General features: G+C 64.4%; 25 protein-coding genes. 6 read left to right on the forward strand and 19 right to left on the reverse strand.

Features of this window, described 5'->3' with window-relative positions:
• Positions 1-275 precede the first annotated feature (275 nt).
• Positions 276-1,016, forward strand: a complete 741-nt coding sequence (locus DBO85_RS04920) for a TorF family putative porin (protein WP_108105834.1) — start codon at positions 276-278, stop codon at positions 1,014-1,016.
• 8 nt (positions 1,017-1,024) lie between these two features.
• On the opposite strand, the gene DBO85_RS04925 is transcribed toward DBO85_RS04920, so the two are convergent.
• The 6 genes from DBO85_RS04925 to DBO85_RS04950 all read right to left on the reverse strand — a co-directional run bounded on the left by DBO85_RS04925 (position 1,025) and on the right by DBO85_RS04950 (position 5,751).
• Entirely contained in the window at positions 1,025-1,330 is a 306-nt protein-coding gene (locus DBO85_RS04925; RefSeq protein WP_108105836.1) for a hypothetical protein, read from the reverse strand.
• A 124-nt stretch (positions 1,331-1,454) separates the two neighbouring features.
• Positions 1,455-3,233: an ABC transporter ATP-binding protein gene (locus tag DBO85_RS04930; RefSeq protein WP_108105838.1), complete on the reverse strand. Its 1,779-nt coding sequence runs from the start codon at positions 3,231-3,233 to the stop codon at positions 1,455-1,457.
• On the reverse strand, positions 3,226-3,858 hold the full coding sequence (locus DBO85_RS04935; RefSeq protein WP_108105840.1) for a DsbA family protein: 633 nt from the start codon (positions 3,856-3,858) through the stop codon (positions 3,226-3,228). Before DBO85_RS04935 ends, DBO85_RS04930 begins: the two co-directional genes overlap by 8 nt.
• A gap of 34 nt (positions 3,859-3,892) precedes the next feature.
• Positions 3,893-4,825, reverse strand: a complete 933-nt coding sequence (gene trhO, locus DBO85_RS04940; RefSeq protein ID WP_108105842.1) for an oxygen-dependent tRNA uridine(34) hydroxylase TrhO — start codon at positions 4,823-4,825, stop codon at positions 3,893-3,895.
• 114 nt (positions 4,826-4,939) lie between these two features.
• Positions 4,940-5,245, reverse strand: coding sequence for a BolA family protein (locus DBO85_RS04945; protein ID WP_108105844.1), 306 nt, complete (start codon positions 5,243-5,245; stop codon positions 4,940-4,942).
• A complete protein-coding gene (locus tag DBO85_RS04950; RefSeq protein WP_108105846.1) occupies positions 5,242-5,751 on the reverse strand; it encodes a DUF2059 domain-containing protein in 510 nt (169 codons plus the stop codon). Before DBO85_RS04950 ends, DBO85_RS04945 begins: the two co-directional genes overlap by 4 nt.
• A gap of 354 nt (positions 5,752-6,105) precedes the next feature.
• Between DBO85_RS04950 and DBO85_RS04955 the strand changes: the two genes are divergently transcribed.
• The 3 genes from DBO85_RS04955 (at position 6,106) to DBO85_RS04965 (ending at position 8,475) form a co-directional block, all read left to right on the forward strand.
• Positions 6,106-7,500, forward strand: coding sequence for a class II fumarate hydratase (locus DBO85_RS04955; RefSeq protein WP_108105848.1), 1,395 nt, complete (start codon positions 6,106-6,108; stop codon positions 7,498-7,500).
• Between the two features lie 25 nt (positions 7,501-7,525).
• Complete coding sequence (locus DBO85_RS04960; RefSeq protein WP_108105850.1) at positions 7,526-8,113, forward strand: NAD(P)H-dependent oxidoreductase; 588 nt, start codon at positions 7,526-7,528, stop codon at positions 8,111-8,113.
• A 143-nt stretch (positions 8,114-8,256) separates the two neighbouring features.
• Entirely contained in the window at positions 8,257-8,475 is a 219-nt protein-coding gene (locus DBO85_RS04965) for a DUF6316 family protein (RefSeq protein ID WP_108105852.1), read from the forward strand.
• 288 nt (positions 8,476-8,763) lie between these two features.
• Here DBO85_RS04965 and DBO85_RS04970 read toward each other — a convergent pair whose 3' ends face one another.
• The 12 genes from DBO85_RS04970 to ffh form a co-directional block, all read right to left on the reverse strand.
• Positions 8,764-9,951, reverse strand: coding sequence for a thiolase family protein (locus DBO85_RS04970; protein WP_108105854.1), 1,188 nt, complete (start codon positions 9,949-9,951; stop codon positions 8,764-8,766).
• Between the two features lie 117 nt (positions 9,952-10,068).
• On the reverse strand, positions 10,069-11,556 hold the full coding sequence (gene pap, locus DBO85_RS04975) for a polyphosphate:AMP phosphotransferase (RefSeq protein WP_108105856.1): 1,488 nt from the start codon (positions 11,554-11,556) through the stop codon (positions 10,069-10,071).
• Between the two features lie 184 nt (positions 11,557-11,740).
• On the reverse strand, positions 11,741-13,165 hold the full coding sequence (gene thrC / locus DBO85_RS04980) for a threonine synthase (protein WP_108105858.1): 1,425 nt from the start codon (positions 13,163-13,165) through the stop codon (positions 11,741-11,743).
• 78 nt (positions 13,166-13,243) lie between these two features.
• Positions 13,244-14,548, reverse strand: coding sequence for a homoserine dehydrogenase (locus DBO85_RS04985; protein WP_108105860.1), 1,305 nt, complete (start codon positions 14,546-14,548; stop codon positions 13,244-13,246).
• Between the two features lie 155 nt (positions 14,549-14,703).
• Positions 14,704-15,429, reverse strand: a complete 726-nt coding sequence (locus tag DBO85_RS04990; protein WP_108105862.1) for a disulfide isomerase DsbC N-terminal domain-containing protein — start codon at positions 15,427-15,429, stop codon at positions 14,704-14,706.
• A gap of 363 nt (positions 15,430-15,792) precedes the next feature.
• Positions 15,793-16,689 (reverse strand): site-specific tyrosine recombinase XerD, encoded by an 897-nt coding sequence (gene xerD / locus DBO85_RS04995; RefSeq protein ID WP_108105864.1) that lies wholly within the window; start codon positions 16,687-16,689, stop codon positions 15,793-15,795.
• Positions 16,690-16,759: 70 nt separating this feature from the next.
• Positions 16,760-17,173, reverse strand: a complete 414-nt coding sequence (locus DBO85_RS05000; RefSeq protein ID WP_108105957.1) for an acyl-CoA thioesterase — start codon at positions 17,171-17,173, stop codon at positions 16,760-16,762.
• 142 nt (positions 17,174-17,315) lie between these two features.
• Positions 17,316-17,666, reverse strand: a complete 351-nt coding sequence (rplS, locus tag DBO85_RS05005; RefSeq protein ID WP_108105866.1) for a 50S ribosomal protein L19 — start codon at positions 17,664-17,666, stop codon at positions 17,316-17,318.
• Between the two features lie 43 nt (positions 17,667-17,709).
• A complete protein-coding gene (gene trmD / locus DBO85_RS05010) occupies positions 17,710-18,462 on the reverse strand; it encodes a tRNA (guanosine(37)-N1)-methyltransferase TrmD (protein WP_108105959.1) in 753 nt (250 codons plus the stop codon).
• Between the two features lie 16 nt (positions 18,463-18,478).
• Complete coding sequence (rimM, locus tag DBO85_RS05015) at positions 18,479-19,015, reverse strand: ribosome maturation factor RimM (RefSeq protein ID WP_108105868.1); 537 nt, start codon at positions 19,013-19,015, stop codon at positions 18,479-18,481.
• A 5-nt stretch (positions 19,016-19,020) separates the two neighbouring features.
• Positions 19,021-19,272 carry a 30S ribosomal protein S16 gene (gene rpsP, locus DBO85_RS05020; protein ID WP_108105870.1) on the reverse strand — a complete coding sequence of 84 codons (252 nt, stop codon included), beginning with the start codon at positions 19,270-19,272 and terminating at the stop codon, positions 19,021-19,023.
• A gap of 177 nt (positions 19,273-19,449) precedes the next feature.
• Positions 19,450-20,820, reverse strand: coding sequence for a signal recognition particle protein (gene ffh, locus DBO85_RS05025; protein ID WP_108105872.1), 1,371 nt, complete (start codon positions 20,818-20,820; stop codon positions 19,450-19,452).
• Between the two features lie 149 nt (positions 20,821-20,969).
• Here ffh and DBO85_RS05030 point away from each other — a divergent pair, with 149 nt between their 5' ends.
• A complete protein-coding gene (locus DBO85_RS05030) occupies positions 20,970-21,770 on the forward strand; it encodes a cytochrome C assembly family protein (protein WP_108105874.1) in 801 nt (266 codons plus the stop codon).
• 33 nt (positions 21,771-21,803) lie between these two features.
• Positions 21,804-23,090: an HlyC/CorC family transporter gene (locus DBO85_RS05035; protein WP_108105875.1), complete on the forward strand. Its 1,287-nt coding sequence runs from the start codon at positions 21,804-21,806 to the stop codon at positions 23,088-23,090.
• On the opposite strand, the gene DBO85_RS05040 is transcribed toward DBO85_RS05035, so the two are convergent.
• Complete coding sequence (locus DBO85_RS05040; RefSeq protein ID WP_108105961.1) at positions 23,065-23,760, reverse strand: SGNH/GDSL hydrolase family protein; 696 nt, start codon at positions 23,758-23,760, stop codon at positions 23,065-23,067. The genes DBO85_RS05035 and DBO85_RS05040 overlap by 26 nt on opposite strands.
• Positions 23,761-23,779: the final 19 nt, after the last annotated feature.

Consider the following 23,779-nt stretch of genomic DNA (forward strand, 5'->3'; position numbering starts at 1 on the left):
CGATTATCGGACCCAGATTCGTGCAAGCCTCAGGCCAGTCATCTCCGCATGCCCTTGGCGTGCCCCATTTACGAGCACCGATCCACGACGGTGCACGCAAGTTAGCCACGACGACGCATCACAAAAAACCGAAATAAGACAGTAAGCAATTGATAAATAACGTTTTTATAAAGTTGGCAAGCACTGTGCAAAGGCGTCATCGGCTTAAAAGAAAAGCGCCCAGACGCTGATGACGAGGCAACAGGCCTCCACCTTTCGCACTCAGGAGTAACACCATGCTGAAGAAACTGACCCTGGCAATTTCCGCCGCTTCCGCTTTCGGTCTCAGCGGTTTCGCCGCCGCCGAAAGCTTCGATAGCCCGGCCGGCAAGTTCGATGTGAGCATGACCGCCACCCTGGCTACCGATTACATCTGGCGTGGCCAGTCGCAGACCGCCGGCAACGGCGCAATCCAGGGCAGCCTGGACATCGCTCACGAAAGCGGTCTGTACGCCGGTGTCTGGGCGTCCAACGTCGACGACTTCGCCTTCCCCGGCAACAATGGCGGCGCCAACATCGAAGTCGACTACTACGTCGGTTTCGCCGGCAGCATCACCGAGGACATCTCCTACGATCTGGCCTGGGCTACCTACGTCTACCCGGAAGCCAGCGTGTTCAACACTGACGAAATCCTCGCCAGCGTCAGCGCCTACGGCTTCACCGTCGGCGCCAAGTACGCCTACGACCCGCAGAGCCGCCTGTACACCTACCTGGCGTACGAGCACGAGCTGCCCTACGGCATCGGCCTGGGCCTGACCTACGGTCAGAGCGATTACAAGGACCCGCTCAACGCTGGCGTCGACAATGGCGAGAAGTATGACGACTGGAGCGTCGGCATCAGCAAGACCCTGGTCGGCCTCGACGTGTCCCTCACCTACACCGACACCGACATCAAGAGCAGCACCTGCACCGTCTGGTATGGCAAGGATGACTACTGCGACACCAACGTGACCCTGGCTGTCTCCAAGTCCTTCTGAGAAAACCTTCACAAGACGGACGCCACGTAGCGTCCGTCGCCATCGTCGGTTTGGACCGCCCTCGGGCGGTCCTTTTGTTTGTGCCGATCCGGCAGCGAGTTGCCTGGAGCGCTCAGCAGCAGGTCGTCTGAAGTGTCCGTCAGCGGCGTTTTGATTGAAGCATCCGCCAGCAGCGAGCCATCTCGAACAACCAGCAGCGGCAAATGCGCTACGAGTTGCCCGAGGCATCCCTCACCCGCCTTCGGCACCCTCTCCCGCTGGAGAGGGAAAAGCCGCGCGCGTTCGAAGCTCTGTTCGGCACCACACAGCGTCATCGTCCCGCAGCTGTCCTTCTCCCTCCGGTAGAAGGTGGCGCGCAGCGCCGGATGAGGGATGCGTCGGCGTGCAGGGTGCCGAACGCATGGCGCGGCTGCAGGGAGCCCAGTTGCGGCCTAGAACTCAGCGCTGCAGATGCCCGTAGAGCTTGGCGTACAGACCACCTTCGGCGATCAGTTGCTGGTGGCCGCCGTCTTCGGCGATGCGGCCGCCATCGAACACCAGCACCCGGTCGGCCTGCTTCACCGCGGATAGCCGGTGGGCGATGATCAGGGTGGTGCGTTCTGCGAGGAAGGTATTCAGCGCACGGTGCAAGGCGTACTCGGTAGCCGCGTCCAGCGCCGAGGTGGCTTCGTCGAGGATCACCACCTTGGGCTCGGCCAGGACCATGCGCGCAATCGCCAGGCGCTGGCGCTGACCGCCAGACAGGCGCACCCCGGCACGCCCCACCACGCTGTCCAGCCCCTGCGGCAACTGGCGAATGGTCTCGGCCAGCTGGGCGATCTCCAGTGCCTGCCAGCAGGCCGAGTCGTCGCGCTCGCGACCCATGGTCAGGTTGGCACGCACCGTGTCGTTGAACAGCGCCGGATGCTGTAACACCACCGCAACGTTCTCGCGCACCCGCTCCAGACCGATTTCCTCCAGCGCCGCGCCGCCGAAACGGATGCTGCCCGACTGCGGGCTGTAGAGACCGAGCAGCAGCTGTACCAGGGTGCTCTTGCCGCCGCCGGAGGCGCCGACGATGGCGACCTTCTCGCCCGGCGCTATGTCCAGATCGAGGCCATCGAGCACCGGCTCCTCGCCGTAGCCGAACTGCAGCCCGCGCACCTGGATGCCGACACTGCGCTGCCCGGCAAAGGGATCGACCGTGGCCGGGTATTGCGGCTCGTCGGCACGCGCCAGCAGCTCGTTGATTCGCCACAGCGCACCGCCAGCAGCGTAGAAGGCGTACTGCAGGTTCAGCAGTTGCTCGACCGGACCGATCATGAACCAGAGATAGCTGAACACCGCGAGCATCTGGCCGATCGACAGGTCGGAAAACAGCACGGTGATCATCGCTGCGGCACGAAACACGTCGATGCCGAACTGGAACAGCAACCCGCTGGCGCGCCCCGCGGCGTCGCTGCGCCACTGCGAGTTGGTGGCGTGATCCCGCACCTCGCGGGCGCGCAGGCCGAGCCGGCCGAGGAAGAAGCCCTGGCGGTTGCCGGCGCGGATCTCCTGGATCGCCTCCAGCGTCTCGGTCAGCGCCTGGGTAAAGCGCGCGGTGCTGTCGTTCTCCAGCTTCTTCAGGTGTTTGACGCGCTTGCCCAGCTGTACCGTGGCGTAGATCACCAGCGGGTTGAACAGAAGGATCAGCAGCGCCAGTTGCCAGTGCATCCACAACAGGATCGCCGAGGTCCCCGCCAGGGTCAGCATGGCCACCAGGAAGCGACTCAGGGTCTCACCCAGGAAGGTGTCGACGGTGTCCAGATCGGTGACCAGGTGCGCACTGACGGTGCCGCCACCGAGGTTCTCGTATTCGCTCAGGGAGATGCGCTTGAGCCGCTCGATCAGCCGCACGCGCAGGCGGTAGATGACGTCCTTGGACAGCCGCGCGAACAGCCTTGCCTGCAGCACGTTGAACAGCAGCGCGAAGCAGCGCAGCGCCAGCGTCAGTGCCAGCATCAGGCCGATGTAGCCGGCGGCGCTCTGCCAGGCGACGGGGAGGAAGTTGTCCATCACCTTCAGCGCGGCATCGCCATCGCCGAGCAGCACCTCGTCGACCAGCAGCGGCAGCAGCAGCGGGATAGGCACGCTGCACAGGGTGGCGAACACGGCAACCAGATTGGCCAGCAACAGCGCCTTGCGGTGGTGCAAGGCGAGCCTGCGTATTTCCGCCCAGCTCAGCCGGTCAGGCATGCGCGGCGCGCTCCAGCCAGCGCGTCAGCAGCGGCGCCAGGCGCTCCAGCGGCTGGTAGCCGTTGGTCAGCAGCGCCAGCTGGCCATCGCGCTCGGCCAGCAGGGTCGGAAAGCCGGCAATGCCGAGCATCTCGACCCAGCGAAAATCCTCCAGCGTCGCCTCGGCCACGTCCGCCGCATCGAAACGCTTGGCGAATGCACCCCGCGCGTAACCGGCCTGTTCGGCCAGCTCGACCAGCACCAGCGGCAGGGTGACGTCGCTGCCGCCGCAGTAGAAGGCGTTCTGAATCGCCGCCAGCAGCGGCAGGACCCGCGTGCCGTCCAGCTCGCGAGCCGTCACCAGAGCACGACAGGCGGCGGTGGTGTCGTAGACGAAGCCTTCCGGCATGCCGGCGGCGAAGTCGAACAACTGGCCGGTGCTGGCATTCACCGCCTGCCAGTGACCGAGGATCTTGACCCGGTCCCCCGGCGCCAGGGCCGTGCGCTCACGGCGCAACCCACCCACCACCAGGTGGGTATCGATGCCCGCTTCGGCGGCCTGCGCGGCCAGTGCCTCCAGCACCGGAGCAAAACCCCAGCACCAGGAACACAGCGGGTCCATCACGTAGATCAACCGGGCGCTCATCGAAATACTCCAGGCAATGGGGCAGGGGTGGTTTTCAGGACGCCGAGCGCGGATCGCGACCCAGCGGAAACGGCTGGTTGCGCTGGCGCGCCAGCTCGATCTGACGCTGTCGTTCACGGGCGCCGGCACGGGTCTTCTCGCTCAGGCTGTCCCAGCAGTGCGGGCAGCTGATTCCCGGCGCGTAGTGCGGTGAGGCGCGGTCCGCCAGTGATATCGGCGTGCGGCAGGCGTGGCATTGGTCGTAATCGCCCGGCTGCAGGTCATGCCGCACCGTGACCCGGTTGTCGAAGACGAAACAGTCGCCGCGCCATTTCGACTCGGCCTCGGGCACCTGCTCGAGGTATTTGAGGATGCCGCCCTTGAGGTGATAGACCTCCTCGAAGCCTTCGCCCAGCATGAAGCTCGAGGCCTTCTCGCAGCGGATGCCGCCGGTGCAGAACATCGCGACCTTCTTGTGCCGGGTCGGATCGAAATGCGTGCGGACGTATTCGGGGAACTCGCGAAAGGAAGTGGTCTGCGGGTCAATGGCGCCTTCGAAGGTGCCTATCGCCACTTCATAGTCGTTGCGGGTGTCGATCAGCAGGACCTCGGGGTCGCTGATCAGCGCGTTCCAGTCCTGTGGCTCGACATAGCTGCCGACCTGGCGATTGGGATCTACGCCCGCGACGCCGAGGGTGACGATTTCCTTCTTCAGCTTGACCTTGGTGCGCAGGAACGGCTGCTCGGCGCACAGCGATTCCTTGTACTCGAGAGCGGCGAAACGACCGTCGCGATCCAGCCAGGCACGCAGCGCATCGATACCCTCGCGGGTGCCGGAAACAGTGCCGTTGATGCCTTCCTCGGCGAGCAGCAGGGTGCCCTTCACGCCCGCTTCAAGCAGGGTCTGCAGCAGCGGCTCGCGCAGTTCGTGGTAATCGGGCAGCGCAACGAACTGGTAAAGCGCCGCCACCACTATGGTGTCGCTCATCGAAAGAAACCCTCTGGAGGTCGCCCGCGTAATGGGCGGCCAGCGTTGCTCAGGGCGCCGGCCAGGCCGGCAGCGGGCGCGCAGTGTAACAAACCAGCGGATGCCGGCAGCGAATCAGTGGTCGCGCTTGCTGCCGCCGCGGCAGGTGGGCGAATCCGGCGCCTGGCCCTGGGCCGCCCACTCGGCGGGCGAGTAGGTATGCAGCGCCAGCGCATGCACGCTGGGCATCAGCTCGCTCAGCGTGGCGTAGACCTTCTGATGCCGACGCACCGCGGACTGCCCTTCGAACACTTCGCTGACCAGTACCACCTTGTAGTGGGTCTCCAGGCCACGGCTGTGCATGTGGCTTTCGTCCAGCACTTCCAGATGCTGGGGCCCGAGCTCGGCCAGGGTGGCCTGGATACGTTCACGCTTGTTCATCGAACCGGCTCCTCGGCGCTCTTCGGCGCCAGTTCGGCACTCATCTGATTCAGCAGGCGATTGACCTCAGGCGCCACCTCGAGCACTCGTTCCTGGGTCACGCGCGCGGACTCGGCGCTGAGCATCGGCATCTTCTGCAGCACCTTGGCGCCGAGCGGAGACTGGTAGAAGCGGATCAGCTCCTCGAGCTCCTGCTGGCTGAAGGTGTCGGTATAGAGCGCCAGCATCTGCGGCTTGAGCTCTTTCCAGCTGATGCGGCTGTCCAGCGCAGCATTCGCCTTGGCCTGGTAACTTTCCAGCAATGCCTCGCGACCGGCGCCGCCACCCTCGGCGAAACGCTGGGCAAAAGCCTGCTGCACCTGGGCATAGACCGGCGTAGCCAACTGGTCGGCATGCGCCAGCTGCAGGAAACGTTCGGCAGCGGCGACATGCGCAGGCTCCGCGGCCTGCAGGACACTCGGCAACGACAGCAGCAAGGCTGCACCCAGGGCTCGGCAAAAGGACATCTGCGCAACCTCGATAGAGAAAGGCGGCCATTCTGCGCCTGCGTGCAGGCTGGCTCAAGCGCATGCGACTCGCCTGCTTGCCGGATGCTTTGCGCGCGCCCAGGATGAAGCCGGCGCTCTGCGCCCGGCCACGGCAAGGAACCCGCTGCGCCTGCCGCGGCCTAAGGAAGCCTCTGAAAAAGGTAGCGCGCGAAGGTCCGGCGAGGACGCCTGATCGAGGCGAAACGAGCTGGGAAAGCGCCGCTTACGTAGGCCAGATGAGCATTCCGCGGAGGTTTCCATGACGCCAGGCCAGGCGCAGTGCTATTTCAGAGGCTTGCTAGCGTGCAGCCAACCAGCCAGGAGCATGTGCCAATGAGTCGCAGCGAAACCGACAGCCTGGGCCCCATCGAGGTCCCCGAGGATGCCTACTGGGGTGCCCAGACCCAGCGCTCCCTGATCAACTTCGCCATCGGTAGCGAGCGCATGCCGCTGGAGGTCATCCACGCCCTGGCACTGATCAAGAAGGCCGCGGCCCGGGTCAACTCACGTATCGGCGAGTTGCCCGCCGACGTCGCCCGACTGATCGAGCAGGCCGCCGATGAAGTCCTCGCCGGGCGGCACGATGAGCAGTTTCCACTGGTGGTCTGGCAGACCGGTAGCGGCACCCAGAGCAACATGAACGTCAACGAAGTCATCGCCGGACGCGCCAACGAGTTGGCCACCGGCAACCGTGGCGGCAAGCAGCCGGTCCACCCCAACGACCACGTCAATCACGCACAAAGCTCCAACGACTGCTTCCCCAGCGCCATGCACATTGCCGTGCTGCAGCAGGTACAGGGCGCACTGCTGCCGGCACTGGAAGAGCTGCGTGACGGCCTGTCGCTGCTTGCGGTGCGCCATCGCGACCTGCTCAAGACCGGCCGCACCCACATGATGGACGCCACACCGATGACCTTCGGCCAGGAGCTGTCCGCCTTCGTCGCGCAGCTGGAGATCGCCGAACGGGCGATTCGCGCCACCCTGCCGGCGGTCTGCGAGCTGGCCCAGGGCGGTACGGCGGTCGGCACCGGGCTCAATGCACCCGCCGGCTTCGGCGAAGCCATCGCCGCAGAACTCGCTGCGCTCTCGGGACTACCGCTGACCAGCGCGGTCAACAAGTTCGCCGCCCTGGCCGGTCACGAAGCCCTGGTGGCGCTGTCCGGCGCCTTGAAAACCCTGGCGGTCGCCCTCATCAAGCTGGCCAACGATCTACGTCTGCTGGCGTCGGGGCCGCGTGCGGGTCTGGCCGAGGTGCGTCTGCCGGCCAATGAACCGGGGAGTTCGATCATGCCCGGCAAGGTCAACCCGACCCAGTGCGAGGCCTTGTCGATGCTCTGCTGTCAGGTACTGGGCAACGACACCACCATCAGCTTCGCCGCCAGCCAGGGACATCTGCAGTTGAACGTGTTCAAGCCGGTGATCGTGCACAACCTGCTGCAGTCGATCCGTCTACTCGCCGATGGCTGCCGCAACTTCCAGCGCCACTGCATCGACGGCCTGGAGCCGGATGCCGCGCGGATGGCCGGATTTCTCGAACAGGGCCTGATGCTGGTGACCGCGCTGAACCCGCACATCGGCTACGACAAGGCCGCACAGATTGCCAAGACGGCTTACGCCGACGGCATCACCCTGCGCCAGGCCGCCCTGCAACTGGGCTATCTGAGCGCAGAACAATTCGATCAATGGGTACGCCCTGAAAGCATGCTGGGAGCAGGACGAAGTGGCTGAAGCAAGGAAATCCGGGGCGAGCCCCATGGAAGGCGATGGCAAGAAGATTCTGCTGATTCTGGGAACGCCCAAAAGCGGCAGCCTGTGCCATGCACTGGCCGACGCCTACGCCCGCGGTGCGCGTAGCCAGGGGCACGTGGTGCATGAGCTGCGGCTGGGTGAAATACAGTTCGATCCGGTCCTGCACGAGGGCTATGACCAGAGCCAGACGCTGGAGGCCGATCTGGTGGATGCGCAACGGCAGATCCACTGGGCCGAGCATCTGGTTTTCGTCTATCCGGTCTGGTGGGGCGGCGTGCCGGCGTTGCTCAAGGGCTTTCTCGACCGCGTCCTGCTACCGGGTTTCGCCTACAAGTTTCGTGGTCGCAGCCAGCGCTGGGACAAGCTGCTGGCGGGTCGCAGCGCGGATCTGCTGGTCACTCTGGACACCCCGCCGTGGTATTTCCGCTGGATCTACGGCGCGCCGGTGCATCATCAGATGATCCGCACCACGCTGGGCTTCTGCGGCATCCGCAAGCGCCGCCTGGCCGAGTTCGCGCCCGTACGCCTGGCCAGCGAAGAGCAGCGCCAGCAATGGGTGATCAAGGCCGAAGCAATGGGACGCAAGGCCTGAAACCGATCCTGGCGGCCAGTGCCAGATAACTGGCACAACCGTTCATCCGACTCCAGCTACCGTCGAAAAGATGACTTCTTTCAACAAATCGCCATACTTCTAGAATCACCTGCAACATGCGCCATGCATAGGGAGTGCAAATCATGCTAGGTCAACGCTCCGCCGACCCGGGTCCGGGCAGCCACTACCGCAGCGACAGGATCAGCGCGGTAAACGGCCAATACTTCTTCGCCACCCGCGAAGGCACGCTGGAAGGCCCCTACTTCACCAGGGTCGACGCCGAACGGGAGATTCACTCCTACGTCGAGCGCCAGCTGCAGGCGCGCGAGATCATCGAAAAGAGCCGCACGCGCAATCTCTGATGAACCCATGCAATCAAGAAAAAGCCCGCCCCGCGCGGGCTTTTTCTTGCCGGTGGCATCGGTAGGGCGCAACAAGCGCAGCGCATTGCGCCGTTGCATATGCCGTCCTGATTCATGGGCGCCTTGGGTTGAGGCCCATGGCCTTGCCTTCGGCACGTCGACAGGTGTGCTGCCTGTGGCGGATTACGCCGCAGGCGGCTAATCCGCCCTACGGGTGATGCAGCTGTGGCGGCCAGACACAAAAAAGCCCGCGCAATGCGCGGGCTTTTTCTGCAGCAGGTTGTTCGATCAGCCGCGATAGGCTTCGAACAGACCCGCTGCACCCATGCCGCCGCCGACACACATGGTGACGACACCGAAGCGCTTGCCGCGACGCTGCAGCTCACGGATCAGGTGGCCGGCGGTGCGCGAGCCGGTCATGCCGAACGGGTGGCCGATGGAGATCGAGCCGCCGTTGACGTTGTACTTCTCCGGGTCGATGCCCAGGGTGTCGCGCGAGTACAGGCACTGCGAGGCGAAGGCTTCGTTCAGCTCCCACAGGTCGATGTCGGCGACTTCCAGGCCCTTGGCCTTGAGCAGCTTGGGCACCGCGAACACCGGGCCGATGCCCATCTCGTCAGGCTCGCAACCGGCGACGGTGAAGCCGCGGAAGTAGGCCAGCGGCTTGAGGCCCAGCTCCAGCGCCTTGTCCAGGCTCATCAGCAGGGTCATCGAGGCGCCGTCGGACAGCTGCGAGGCGTTGCCGGCGGTGACCGAACCGTCTTCGGCGAAGACCGGTTTCAGCGAGTTCAGGCTCTCGATGGTGGTGTCCGGACGGTTGCAGTCGTCACGGTCGACCACGCCTTCGTGGATGGTCTTCTCACCGGTGTTCTTGTCTTCGGTGAAGTACTTCACCGCCATCGGCACGATTTCGTCGTTGAACAGGCCTTCGGCCTGGGCACGCGCGGTGCGCTGCTGGCTCTGCAGCGAGTACTCGTCCTGCGCCTGGCGGCTGACGTTGTAGCGACGGGCAACGGTCTCGGCGGTCTGACCCATGGTGTGGTAGATGCCGGGGAAGCGCTCCTGGATGATCGGGTTCAGCAGGTTGTCGCGGTTGGTGCTCTTGAGCGTCAGGGTGATCGACTCGACACCACCGGCGACGATGGCGTCGCTGCAGCCGGAAGCGATCTGGTTGGCCGCGATGGCGATGGCCTGCAGGCCCGAGGAGCAGTAGCGGTTCAGGGTCATGCCGGCAACGTCGATGCCCAGCTTGGACAGCACCGCAACGTTACGGCCGATGTTGTAACCCTGGGCGCCTTCGTTGGAGCCGCAACCGACGATGCAGTCGTCGACCAGCGCCTTGTCCACACCGGTGCGCTCGAGCAGGGCGTTGACGCAATGGGCAGCCATGTCGTCCGGACGGGTCATGTTGAACTTGCCGCGGAAGGACTTGGCCAGGCCGGTCCGTACGCTATCGACGATCACCACTTCACGCATGAAGCACCTCGTTCTGTATGTGGATGTGCAGGAAAACTCAGACGGCGGAGGATAAATCAAGCGCACGCCCATGCGCGACGACTATTCACCAGGCATATGCGCAGCGATGCTCCGTCATCAGTCGCGGGCGAACGCAGCCTCCAGGGCCTCGTTGATGGTGCGCAGGATCTTCACCCGGGCGAAGCGCTTGTCATTGGCCTCGACCAGGGTCCAGGGCGCGATCTCGGTGCTGGTACGGTCGACCATGTCGCCGACCGCGTCGCTGTACTGATCCCACTTGTCGCGGTTGCGCCAGTCATCCTCGGTGATCTTGAAGCGCTTGAAGGGCGTCGCCTCGCGCTCCTGGAAGCGTGCAAGCTGGGTATCACGATCAATCGACAGCCAGAACTTCACCAGCACCACGCCAGCGTCGCTCAGTTGCTCCTCGAAGTCGTTGATCTCGCCATAAGCGCGCAACCAGTCGGCCGGCGGACAGAAGCCCTCGACCCGCTCCACCAGCACCCGGCCATACCAGGAGCGATCGAAGATGGTGAAGTGCCCGCGCGCCGGGATGTGCCGCCAGAAACGCCACAGATAGGGCTGGGCGCGCTCCTCCTCGGTCGGCGCGCCGATCGGCACGATGCGGTACTGGCGCGGGTCGAGGGCGGCCGCGACGCGGCGAATGGCGCCACCCTTGCCCGCCGCGTCGTTACCCTCGAACACCGCCAGCAGGGCGTGCTTGCGCATGCGCTTGTCACGCAACAGCCGCGACAGTCGCGCCTGCTCGGAGATCAGCTGCTCCTGGTATTGCTCCTTGTCCAGCCGCTGACTCAGATCCAGGCTCTGCAGCAGGTGCAGGTTGTCCAGGCTTGCGGCCAGTGGCGCTGCGTGCGGCTGACGCACAGGCCGCTCACGCAGCGCCAGCGCCGCCTGCAATCCTTCCAGCAGGATCCGTCCGACCATCAGGCTGCGGTAGTACTTGTCGGCACCCTCGACCACGTACCAGGGCGCATAGTCGCGACTGGTGCGGCGCAGGATGCGTTCGCCGTGACGGATGTAGCGGTCGTAGGTCTTCGACTGCTGCCAGTCCAGCGGGCTGATGCGCCAGCTGTGCAGCGGATCGTCGCGCAGCGCCTTGAGTCGGTCCTTCATCTGCTGCTTGGACAGGTGAAACCAGAACTTGAAGACCAGCGCGCCCTCGTCGCAAAGCATCCGCTCGAGGTTCTGGGTGCGGTCGATGGCCTGGTCGAGCTGGGCATCGTCGATGCGCTTGTCGACGCGAGCATGCAGCATCTGGCTGTACCAGTTGCCGAAGAAGATGCCCATGCGCCCCTTGGGCGGCAGCTGCCGCCAGTAGCGCCAGGTGGGCGGCCGCGCCAGCTCTTCGTCGGTCTGCTGATCGAAGGTGCTGACCTGGATCAGCCGCGGGTCCATCCACTCGTTGAGCAGTTTTACGGTCTCGCCCTTGCCCGCCCCCTCGACTCCGTTGATCAGCACGATCACCGGAAAGCGCGCCTGCGCCCGCAGCTCGTACTGCGCTTCGAGCAGAGCTTCGCGCAGGATCGGCTCTTCGGCGTCGAAGGCGGCCTTGTCGATGGAATGACCAATTTCTGCGGACTCGAACATGCGCGGCTCCCTGTAAAGGTATCCGCGCAGCCTAGCCGATAGCGACGGCGCTGTCCGCTGCCCGAGGATGGCGACATCGCCGGTAAGGAAGGGAGAGGAAAACTGCTTGCCTGGAGCCGATCAGGCGGACCGCTCCCGATCCGGCAGACACCGGTCGGGAGCCGTTGGCGCTAGACGCCGAAGGTCAGAGCGGCTTGCCGCGATTGCCGTGGGCAGCGACGAAGTCCTGCACCGTCTGCAGGTCGTTAGCCAGCACCGTGCAGCGTTCCGGGCGCTGCAACAGATCGCCCAGATGCGCCGGCAATTCCAGTTCGCGACCGACGCCCGCCTGCAGCACCGCATCGGGGAACTTGACCGGATGCGCCGTACCCAGGATGACCATCGGGATGGCCAGACTGCGCCGGCATTCACGCGCCGCACGGACGCCGATGGCGGTGTGCGGATCGAGCACCTCGCCGGTGCTGGCAAACACCTCGGCGATGGTCGCGCAGGTCTGCGCGTCGTCCACCGCCAGCGAGTCGAACAGGCGCCGCGCCTCGGTCCAGCGCTCGTCCTCGACCGCCAGCTTGCCGCTGGCCTTGAAGCCGTCCATCAGGCGGGCGACTTCGGCGCCGCTGCGGCCGTGCAGGTCGAACAGCAGACGTTCGAAGTTCGACGACACCATGATGTCCATCGACGGCGACAGGGTCGGATGCAGGGTGTCCTTGTCGTAGCGGTTGCCACTCATGAAGCGGTGCAGGATGTCGTTGCGGTTGGTGGCGACGATCAGCTGGCTGACCGGCAGCCCCATGTTGCGCGCCAGGTAGCCGGCAAAGATGTCGCCGAAGTTGCCGGTCGGCACCGAGAAGGCCACCGAGCGCGCCGGCCCACCCAGCTGCAGCGCAGCGTGGAAGTAGTAGACGATCTGGGCCATGATCCGCGCCCAGTTGATCGAGTTGACCGCCACCAGCCGGGTGCCCTTGAGGAAACCCTGGTCGGCGAAGCTGGCCTTGACCATCTCCTGGCAGTCGTCGAAGTTACCTTCGATGGCGATGTTGTGGATGTTCTCGCCCAGCAGCGTGGTCATCTGCCGGCGCTGCACCTCGGACACACGGTTGTGCGGGTGCATGATGAAGATGTCGACGTTCTCGCAGGCCTTGCAGCCTTCGATCGCCGCCGAGCCGGTGTCGCCACTGGTGGCGCCCATGATCACCACGCGCTCGCCGCGCTTGACCAGGAAATGGTCGAGCAGGCGACCGAGCAGCTGCAGGGCGAAGTCCTTGAACGCCAGGGTCGGGCCGTGGAACAGCTCCAGCACCCACTCGTTGGAATCGAGCTGACGCAGCGGCGCCACCGCGGCATGAGCGAAGACGCCGTCCGGGCCGGTAGCGTAGGTCTCTTCGAGGATCTTCTTGAAATCGGCATCGCTGATGCTGCCGGCAACGAACGGGCGCATCACGCGGAAGGCCAGCTCGTGGTACGGCAGGCCGGCCCAGGAAGCGATCTCTTCCTGGGTGAAACGCGGCAGGTTCTCGGGCACGTAGAGGCCGCCATCGCTGGCCAGGCCGGCGAGCAGGACGTCTTCGAAGTTCAGGGCCGGCGCCTGGCCGCGGGTGCTGATGTAGCGCATGGGTGCAAACCTTCGGTTTGAGCTTGAAACCGCGAGTCCGACGCGCACTGCTTCAGACTCGGGGATTGAGGCTCCGGATTAGTTGAGCTGCTCGACGCGGATGCGCACGACCTTGCCGGTTACACCTTCGAGCGCCTCGAGGGCGGCGATGGCGTCGTCGATACGGGCTTCGCGCACGCGGTGGGTGACCAGAATCATCGGCACCAGACCGTCGTGCTCCTCGGCTTCCTTCTGCATGATCGACTCGATGTTGATGCCGCGCTCGGACAGGATGCTCGCCACCTGGGCCAGCACGCCCGGATGATCCTTGGCCTGGATCCGCAGATAGTAGGCACTTTCGCAGTCGCTGATCGGCAGGATCGGATGATCGGAAAGCGAGTCCGGCTGGAACGCCAGGTGTGGCACGCGGTTGGTCGGATCGCTGGTCAGCGCGCGGACCACGTCGACGATGTCCGCCACCACCGCCGAAGCGGTCGGCTCCATGCCAGCACCGGCGCCGTAATAAAGGGTGCTGCCGACGGCGTCGCCGTTGACCATTACCGCGTTCATCACGCCATTGACATTGGCGATCAGGCGATCTGCCGGGATCAGTGTCGGGTGCACGCGCAGTTCGATGCCCTGTTCGGTGCGGCGCGCCACGCCCAGGTGCTTGATGCGATAGCCGAGGGCCTCGGCGTAGTTGACGTCGGCGCTGGTCAGCTTGCTGATGCCTTCGGTGTAGGCCTTGTCGAACTGCAGCGGAATGCCGAAGGCGATGGAGGCGAGGATGGTCAGCTTGTGCGCGGCATCGATGCCCTCGACGTCGAAGGTCGGATCGGCCTCTGCGTAACCCAGCGCCTGGGCTTCCTTGAGCACGTCAGCGAAAGCCCGCCCCTTCTCGCGCATCTCGGAGAGGATGAAGTTGCCGGTACCGTTGATGATGCCGGCCAGCCAGTTGATGCGGTTGGCCGCCAGACCCTCGCGGATTGCCTTGATCACCGGAATGCCGCCGGCCACGGCGGCCTCGAAGGCGACGATAACGCCCTTCTCGCGCGCCTTGGCGAAGATCTCGTTACCGTGCACGGCGATCAGCGCCTTGTTCGCGGTGACCACGTGCTTGCCGTTCTCGATCGCCTTGAGTACCAGCTCCTTGGCGATGGTGTAGCCACCGATCAGCTCGACGACGATGTCGATTTCGGGGTTGTTGACCAGGGCGAAGACGTCAGCGGTGACCTCGGTACCGGTGGTATCGCAGCGCGGGTTCGGATCGCGGGCGGCGATCTGGGTCACTTCGATGCCGCGGCCGGCGCGACGCGCGATCTCTTCGGCGTTGCGCTTGAGCACATTGAAGGTGCCGCCGCCGACGGTTCCCAGTCCACAGATACCTACTTTCACCGGTTTCAAGCTCAGCTCCCCATCACCGCTGGAGCGCCCGGTTCGCCGGGCGCAAGGAAAAGAGCCGCACATTACGAATCGCGCGGCGGTTAGTCAATCGGCCAGATCCTGCGGCCTGTGCCTGCGGCGCAGATGCGCCCGGCAGGCAAGTTTCGATGCGCCGTTCAGCGTGCGTCCAGGGCCGCCTTGGCGAGCACGTCGGCGGGCTGGTAGCCGGGAATCAGCTGCCCGTTGGCGAGAATGATCGCCGGCGTGCCTTCGATGCCGATGCGCTGACCCAGGGCGTACTGCTTGAGTACCGGGTTGTCGCACTCGGCGCTGGGTACGGCGCGACGGGACTTGGCCAGGTTCATCGCCTCTTTCGGGTCCTTGGCGCACCACACGTTGGCCAGGACCTTGTGCGCATTGCTGCCGGCGCCACCACGCGGGAAGGCCAGATAACGCACCTCGACACCCAGACGATTCAGCTCCGGCACCTCGCTGTGCAGCTTCTGGCAGTAGCCGCAATCGGTGTCGGTGAACACGGTGATATGGGTCTTCGGTTGCGCCGGGGAGAAGATCACCATCTCCTTGCGCTCGATGCCGTTGACCTGATCGGCCACCGCCCGCAATTCCTGCTGCTGGGTCAGATTGACCACCTTGCCGCCGTCTATCTGCAACAGATGGCCATTGACCACGAACTTGCCATCCGGACTGGCATAGAGAATCCGGCCGCCCTGGATGTGCACCTCGTAAAGCCCCTGCATCGGGCTCTGCTGCACCGAGTCGACCGACAGGTCGGGCTGCAGCTGACGTAGCGCCTGACGAATGCTCTGCTCCGGATCAGCGGCCTGGGCGACAACGCTGGCACAGCTGAGCAGAACGGCGGATGCAAGGATGGACAGACGCATGGAGGCTCCGGGCGGTACGACGAATGAGGCCGCAGAGCCTACCACAGCGTGTTGCGGCGGGCGCTAGCGACGGGCCTCGACGGACAGTCCGGCACGCCCGACGGCTGCCGCAAGGCCGGCGAATCACCCTTTGCTATTCGGCATGAGCCACGACCTCGCCGGTGACACCCCTACCGCAACTGGCTCAATTGCCCAGTCCCGGCCCGGCCATCCATGACCGGTCGTTCGCCCTTTGCGACGCAGTGAGGGCCCACGATCTTGCGGACGACATCCCTGTCGCGACTGCGTAGCACTACCAGGCCCCGGCCCGGCCATCCATGGCCGGTCGTTCGCCCTTTGCGACGCAGTGCGTCGCAAGCGGGCTCACCCCCTCGGGTGGTGGCGGGCGTGGAGTTCCTGCAGGCGGGCGCGCGCGACATGGGTGTAGATCTGGGTGGTGGAAAGATCGCTATGCCCCAGCAGCAGCTGCACCACCCGCAGGTCGGCGCCGTGATTGAGCAGGTGGGTGGCAAAGGCGTGGCGCAGGGTGTGCGGGGAAATCGGCTTGAGGATGCCGGCGACCCTGGCATGCAGCTTGATCCGGTGCCAGAAGGTCTGGCGGGTCATCTGCTCGCCACGGCTGCTGGGGAACAGCACTTCGCTCGGCCGCCCGCCCAGCAAAGCGCCACGCCCGTCGCGCAGGTAGCGCTCGATCCAGACGATGGCTTCCTCGCCCAGAGGCACCAGGCGCTCCTTGCTGCCCTTGCCGAAGACCCGCAGCACGCCCTGGCGTAGATTCACCTGCTCCAGCGTCAACGACACCAGCTCGGTGACCCGCAGCCCGCAGGCATAGAGCACCTCGAGCATGGTGCGATCGCGCAGACCAAGCGCTTCGTCGATGGCCGGCGCCGCCAACAGCGCTTCCACATCGGCTTCCGAAAGCGACTTGGGCAACGGCTTGCCGAGCTGCGGCAGGTCGATCTGCAGCGTCGGGTCCTGGGCGATCAGTCGTTCGCGCAGCAGGTACCGATAGAACCCGCGCATGCCCGAGAGCAGACGCGCCGTGGAACGCGCCTTGTAGCCCTGGGCCAGACGCCAGGCAAGATGATCGAGGATGATCTCGCGGCCCGCGTCGGGTAGTTCCAGCCCGCGCTCACCGAGCCAGCCGTTGAACAGCGCGAGATCACTGCGATAGGCCGCGCGGGTGTGCTCCGAGAGACCCTTTTCCAGCCACAGGGCATCGAGGAAGCGGTCGATCAGTGGATGATCCAGGGCAGACATGGGCAGCTCGAAACGAGTGAAGAGCGGCAGTCTTCCACAACCACGCCGGCACCTGCCAGCACTACCCCGCTCAGGCCGGGAAGTCCGGCAGCACCGGGATCGGTTGCATGTTCTCATCGACGGCGACGAAGCTGAAAACACCCTGGATCGCGTGCTCACGACCGGCCGAATACATGTCCTCGACGAACACCTGGACTTCGACCTGGAGACTGGTGTTACCAACCTTGACCACCCGACCGACCAGTTCGACGATGGAGCCTGCGGCAATCGGATGCTTGAAGTCGATGCGGTCGGAGGAAACCGTCACCAGCGGCAGGCGACAGAAGCGCGTCGCGGTGACGAAGGACACCTCGTCCATCCAGGCCAGCGCGGTGCCGCCGAACAGAGTGTTGTGATGATTGGTACTGGGCGGGAATACCGCCTTGGCCACCCGACTGACGGAAAGCTCGGTACGGCGCTGGATTTCCTGTTCTCTGGGACTCATGCCATTGCCCTGCATTGATCCCGCCGCAGACCTAGAATCCATGGCCAGCCAGGCGGACGGTTGCAACGGGCGCAGTCACCACTGGCCCACAAACGAAAAGAGCAGCCCGTAGGCTGCTCTTCTTTTACGCCGCAAGCAGTCCTCAGGACAGCTTTTCCTTGATGCGTGCTGCCTTGCCGGACAGGTCGCGGAGGTAGTACAGCTTGGCCTTGCGCACGTCACCGCGACGCTTGACCGAGATGCTGTCGATCAGCGGGCTGTAGGTCTGGAAGGTACGCTCGACGCCGACACCGTTGGAGATCTTGCGCACGGTGAAAGCACTGTTCAGGCCACGGTTGCGCTTGCCGATAACGACGCCTTCGAAGGCCTGCAGACGCGAACGATCACCTTCCTTTACCTTGACCTGGACGATCACGGTGTCGCCCGGTGCGAAGGGAGGGATTTCCTTGCTCATCTGCTCGGCTTCGATCGCCTGGATGATCTTGTTGGTCATTGCTGTGCTCCTAGAGACGGGCAATCGGCCCGCCATCGATACGTTAACTATCGTCCCGCTGGCGAAGGTATTCCGCCAACAGCTTCTTCTCTTCTCCAGAAAGCGAGCGGCTATCCAGAAGATCGGCACGTCGTTCTGCGGTTCGCCCCAAGGCTTGCTGCAGACGCCAGCGCCGGATGTGTTCGTGGTTGCCGCTGAGCAGCACCTCGGGAACACGCTTGCCCTCGTACACCTCGGGTCGGGTGTAGTGCGGGCAATCGAGGAGACCATCGCTGAACGAGTCTTCCTCGGCCGAATCAGCATGACCCAGCGCCCCGGGGAGCAGCCGTGTCAGCGCGTCGATCAGCACCATCGCCGGTAGCTCGCCACCAGACAGCACGTAATCGCCAATCGACACTTCTTCATCCACGTGCGCCTCGATGAAGCGCTCGTCGATACCTTCGTAACGCCCGGCGATCAGGATCAGTGCCTGCTCCTGGGCCAGTTCGCGGACCACCGCCTGCGTCAGCGGGCGGCCCTGGGGCGACAGGTAGATCACCTTCGCACCCTCCCCGGCGGCCTGCCTGGCATCGGCCAGGGCTCCCTCCAGGGGCTTGATCTTCATCACCATGCCGGGGCCACCGCCGAAGGGTCGGTCATCCACGGTCTGGTGACGATCTTCGGTGTAGCTGCGCGGATTCCAGCAGGTCAGCTGCAACAGCCCCTGCTTCACCGCACGACTGGTAATGCCGTACTCGCTGATCGCGGCGAACATCTCCGGGAACAGGCTTATGACTTCGACTCGCAGGCCAGTCATCGCAGCACCCGTGTGTTCAGAAATCAGCATCCCAGTCGACCCGCATCTCGCCACTGGCCAGATCGATCGACTGCACACACTGCTCGATATAGGGCAGCAGACGCTCGCGATCATCCAGGCTGCCGGAGCAGGGCTTGACGACAATGACGTCGTTGGCACCGGTTTCCAGCAGGTGATCGATACGTCCGAACAGCTGTCCGTGCGTGTCGATGACCTTGAGCCCCACCAGCTGATGCCAGTAGTACTCGCCGTCAGGCAGATCAGGTAGCGAATCGAGCGGAACGCAGATCTCGAATCCGGCGAGGGCTCGCGCCTCTTCGCGGTCATCGAGGTCCTTGAGCCTGGCTACCAGAATCTTGTTCTGGGCCCGACCGCTGACCAGTTGAACCTGTCGTACCTCACCGTCACGCCGAAGCGTCCAGTTGCGGTAGCCGAGCAGGTTGTCGATCGGATCGGTGAAGGAGTAGACCTTCACCTCTCCACGAATGCCATGCGCCGAAACGATCTTGCCGATGACCAGCAGCTCACCGGCGGCTTCGGGCGTTGCATTCATGGGATTCAGGCAGCAGCCTTGGCCGCGTCCTTGAGCAGCTGAGCAACACGCTCAGACGGCTGTGCGCCCTGGCTCAGCCAGTAGCTGACGCGCTCCTGGTTGACCGACAGCTTGATTTCCGCGCCGGTGGCAACCGGGTTGAAGAAACCAACGCGCTCGACGAAGCGACCATCACGGGCGTTGCGGCTGTTGGTCACGGTCAGGTGATAGAAGGGGCGCTTCTTGGAGCCGCCACGAGCAAGACGGATGGTTACCATATGAACATCGTTTCCTGTAGTCGGTACTAGCAAATCGAATGCACGGGCTCCAGGCCCGAAAGGCCGCATATTCTAAGGATTATCCGGCATTTTGCAAATGAACTTTTCTGGCCGTGGCGGCGTGCCGTGCCGGGAGGCTGCGCGCGCCAGGAAAAGCACGGCGCGGCGCAGGCAGAGTCAGAACTTGGGCATGCCCGGGAGCATGCCGCCCATGCCCCGCATCATCTTGGCCATGCCGCCCTTGGCGGTGAATTTCTTCATCATCTTCTGCATCTGCTTGTGCTGCTTGATCAGCCGGCCGACGTCCTGCACCTGGGTACCGGAACCCATGGCGATGCGGCGCTTGCGCGAGCCGCTGATGATCTCGGGATCGCGCCGCTCGGCCGGGGTCATCGAATTGATGATCGCCTCCATCTGCCCGAACTGCTTCTCGGCGGCGCCCTGGGCATTGCCCATCTGCGACAGGTTGACCCCGCCGATGGACGGCAACTTGTCCATCAGGCCGCCGAGCCCGCCCATGTTCTTCATCTGCAGGAGCTGGTCGCGGAAGTCTTCGAGATCGAAGCCCTTGCCCTTCTTCAGCTTCTTGGTGAGCTTCTCGGCCTTTTCCTTGTCCAGGGTCTGTTCGGCCTGCTCGATCAGGCTGAGGACATCGCCCATGCCGAGAATGCGCGAAGCAATCCGGTCCGGATGGAAGGGTTCGAGCGCATCGCTCTTCTCGCCCATGCCGAGAAACTTGATCGGCTTGCCAGTGATCTGCCGCACCGACAGCGCCGCGCCACCGCGGGCGTCACCGTCGACCTTGGTCAGCACCACACCGGTCAGCGGCAGGGCGTCATTGAACGCCTTGGCGGTGTTGGCGGCATCCTGCCCGGTCATCGCATCGACCACGAACAGGGTTTCCACCGGATTGATCGCAGCGTGGACCGCCTTGATCTCGTCCATCATCTCGCTATCGACGTGCAGACGGCCGGCCGTATCCACCAGCACCACGTCGATGAACTTGAGCTTGGCCTCCTGGATCGCGGCGCGGGCAATGTCCACCGGCTTCTGGCTGAGATCGGAGGGAAAGAAGGTCACGCCCACTTCGGCAGCCAGGGTTTCCAGCTGCTTGATCGCCGCTGGCCGATAGACGTCGGCCGACACCACCAGCACACTCTTCTTCTTGCGCTCCTTGAGGAAGCGCGCCAGCTTGCCGACCGTGGTGGTCTTGCCCGCGCCCTGCAGGCCGGCCATCAGCACGACTGCCGGCGGTGCCGCCTGCAACGAAAGGTCCTCATTGGCGGCACCCATGAGGGTTTCCAGCTCGAGGCGGACGATCTTCACGAAGGCCTGGCCGGGGGTCAGGCTCTTGGACACCTCGGTACCGACCGCACGCTCCTTGACCCGATTGACGAAGTCCTTGACCACCGGCAGCGCGACGTCCGCCTCCAGCAGCGCCATGCGCACCTCGCGCAGGGTGTCCTTGATGTTGTCTTCGCTCAGCTTCGCCTTGCCGGTAACGGTACGCAGGGTGTGCGAAAGGCGGTCGGTCAAATTCTCAAACATGCGCGTTCCTATCCAGAAGCCCGGGGCGGGTGGCCGCAAGGCGCGCAGTATAACCAAGAGACAGAGGCACCGACACCGGGCCGGGGACTTCCTCGCAGCCGCTCTTGTATGCCAGACTCACGCACTTTCGGGCTCGCCTAAACGGATCTATGCAACCTCTGCTGCCCACCCTACTGGCCGCGGCACTCTATGCCGGCGCCAGCACTTATCAAGGCCTGCGCCTGGCTCGCCGGGAAAAGCCCGATACCCGCCTGCTCGGCCTGCTCGGCGCTGTCGCCCTGGTAGCACACGCCTTCAGTCTGTTGCTGCAGCTGCTTGCCATCGACGGCCTGCGTCTGGACTTCTTCAATGCCTCGAGCCTGATCGCCGCCGCAGTGATCTTCCTGACCCTGCTGGCCTGCCTGCGCATGCCAGTGTCGAACCTGCTGATCCTGCTCTTCCCGTTGGGCTGCCTGACCGCACTGCTGGCTGAATTCGCGCCGAGCGGCAACGCCCCCATCGTCATCGAAAGCCCCGGCATTCTGGCGCACATCCTGCTGTCGATCCTGGCTTACGGCGTGCTCAGCATCGCCATGTTCCAGTCGCTGCTGCTGTTGCTGCAGGATCACCAGCTCAAGCACAAGCATCCCTCCGGACTGATCCGCAACTTCCCGCCGCTGCAAACCATGGAGAGCCTGCTGTTCGGCTTCCTCTGGGCCGGCTGGCTGTTGCTTTCGCTGTCGCTGCTGTCCGGCTGGATGTTCTTCGACGATCTGTTCGCCCAGCATCTGGTGCACAAGACCGCGCTCTCCTGCCTGGCCTGGATAGTCTTCGCGATCCTGCTGTGGGGTCGCCACCGTCTCGGCTGGCGCGGACACAAGGCGATCCGCTGGACGCTGGCCGGCTTCTGCCTGCTGATGCTGGCCTACTTCGGCAGCAAGCTGGTACGCGAATTCATCCTGCATATATAAGCAGTCACCACGCCCCGCTCCGAGGCCCCGCTCGTGGAACACATTCACCCTGGCTTTCTATTCGGCCTGCTCGTCTTCCTGCTGGTCTGCTCCGCATTCTTCTCCAGCGCGGAGACCGGCATGCTCAGCCTCAACCGCTACCGCCTGCGCCATCGAGCCAAGGAAGGTCACGGCGGCGCACGCCGGGCGAGCGCGCTGCTGGCACGCCCGGACCGGTTGCTCGGCACCATTCTGGTCGGCAACAACTTCGTCAACATCCTCGCCTCATCCATCGCGACCGTTCTGGCGATGCAGTTCTGGGGGGAGGCCGGCATCGCCATCGCCACCATCGGCCTGACATTGGTACTGCTGATCTTTGGCGAGATCACCCCCAAGACCCTGGCAGCACTACGCCCCGAGGTTGTGGCGTATCCGGCCACCATCCCCCTGCTGATACTGCAGAAGCTATTCCATCCGCTGGTCTGGGCGCTGGGAATCATCAGCAACGGTTTGCTGCGCCTGCTCGGCGTCGACGCGACCAAGAAGGGCAGTGACAGCCTGACCACCGAGGAGCTGCGCAGCGTCGTGCGTGAGTCCGGGCACGCCCTGCCGGTCAACCGCCAGAGCATGCTGCTGAGCATCCTCGACCTGGAGAAGGTGACGGTCAACGACATCATGATCCCGCGCAACGAGGCCATGGGCATCGATCTGGAAGACGATTTGGAGCAGATCATCGGCCAGCTGCGCACCACCACCCACACCCGCCTGCCGGTGTTCCGCAACGACGTCAACCAGGTCCTGGGCATCGTCCATATGCGCCAGATCGCCCGTCTGCTGACGCACAACCAGCTGACCAAGGAAGCCCTGGAAGCCGCCTGCCACGAACCCTATTTCGTTCCCGAAAGTACTCCGCTGTCGACCCAGCTGATCAACTTCCAGAAACAGAAGCGACGCATCGCCATGGTCGTCGACGAATACGGCGAAGTGCTCGGCATCGTGACGCTGGAGGATATCCTCGAGGAAATCGTCGGCGAGTTCAGCAATCAGGACATCCTGCGTAGCCCCGACATCCATCCTCAGGACGACGGCACCCAGGTGATCGACGGCTCCGCCTACATCCGCGAGATCAACAAGGCGCTGGAGTGGAACCTGCCCTGCGACGGTCCGAAGACACTGAACGGCCTGATCACCGAGGCACTGGAGAGCATTCCGGACAGTGCCGTATGCCTGAAGATCGGCCCGTATCGCCTGGAAATCCTCCAGTCATCGGAGAACCGGGTGAAGAGTGTGCGCATCTGGCGGGCTGATGCAGCCCCTAGCGCGCCTGACGAAACCCGCTGAAGCGCGCCGCCAGCCCCTCCGCCCAGAGCCGATAACCCAGGGCCGACGGGTGATAGCCGTCGCGGGCGAGGTACTGCGCAGCAAAAGGCAGATCCAGCGCGCAGTGCGGGGCGCCCAGCTCCGCCGCCAGCGCCCGCAGATCATGATCCAGCAGAGTGGCGCGCCAGCCGAGCAGTTGCCGCAGCATCCAGGGCAGCGCGCGGAAATGCGCCAGGGGCGGCACAGCGGCAAAGGCCACTTGCGCCCCCTTCGCCTGCCAGCTTTCGGCCAATCGCCGCAGCCCTTCGCGCCAGACGCTGCGTGAGCTGAAATGGGTGCAATCGTTGACGCCAAAGACCAGCAGCACCAAATCTGCCGGCGCATCCAGACTCGCCGGAAGCAGGCGCTCGGCAGCCTGAATTGCAGTGATGCCGTTCTCGCCCACGGCGCGCCAGGCGACCGCCCGGCCCTGCGCAGCGAGCGCAATTGCCAGCTGCGCGGCGAGTCCTTCGGACTGAGTTTCAACCCCTACGCCGGCCACGGTCGACTCGCCCAGTACCAGCACATGCAGCGACTCGCCGACACCCACCTCACCGCACTGCGGTCCTGCTGCCGGCGGCAGGCGCAGCGCGTGGCGGCGGGTATGCAAGGCTTGCGGCAGAAGCAGCGGCAGCAGGATGAGCGCAAGCATCCACCAGAGCAGATGCAGC

Source organism: Pseudomonas mangrovi, from assembly GCF_003052585.1.
GTDB lineage: Bacteria > Pseudomonadota > Gammaproteobacteria > Pseudomonadales > Pseudomonadaceae > Aquipseudomonas > Aquipseudomonas mangrovi.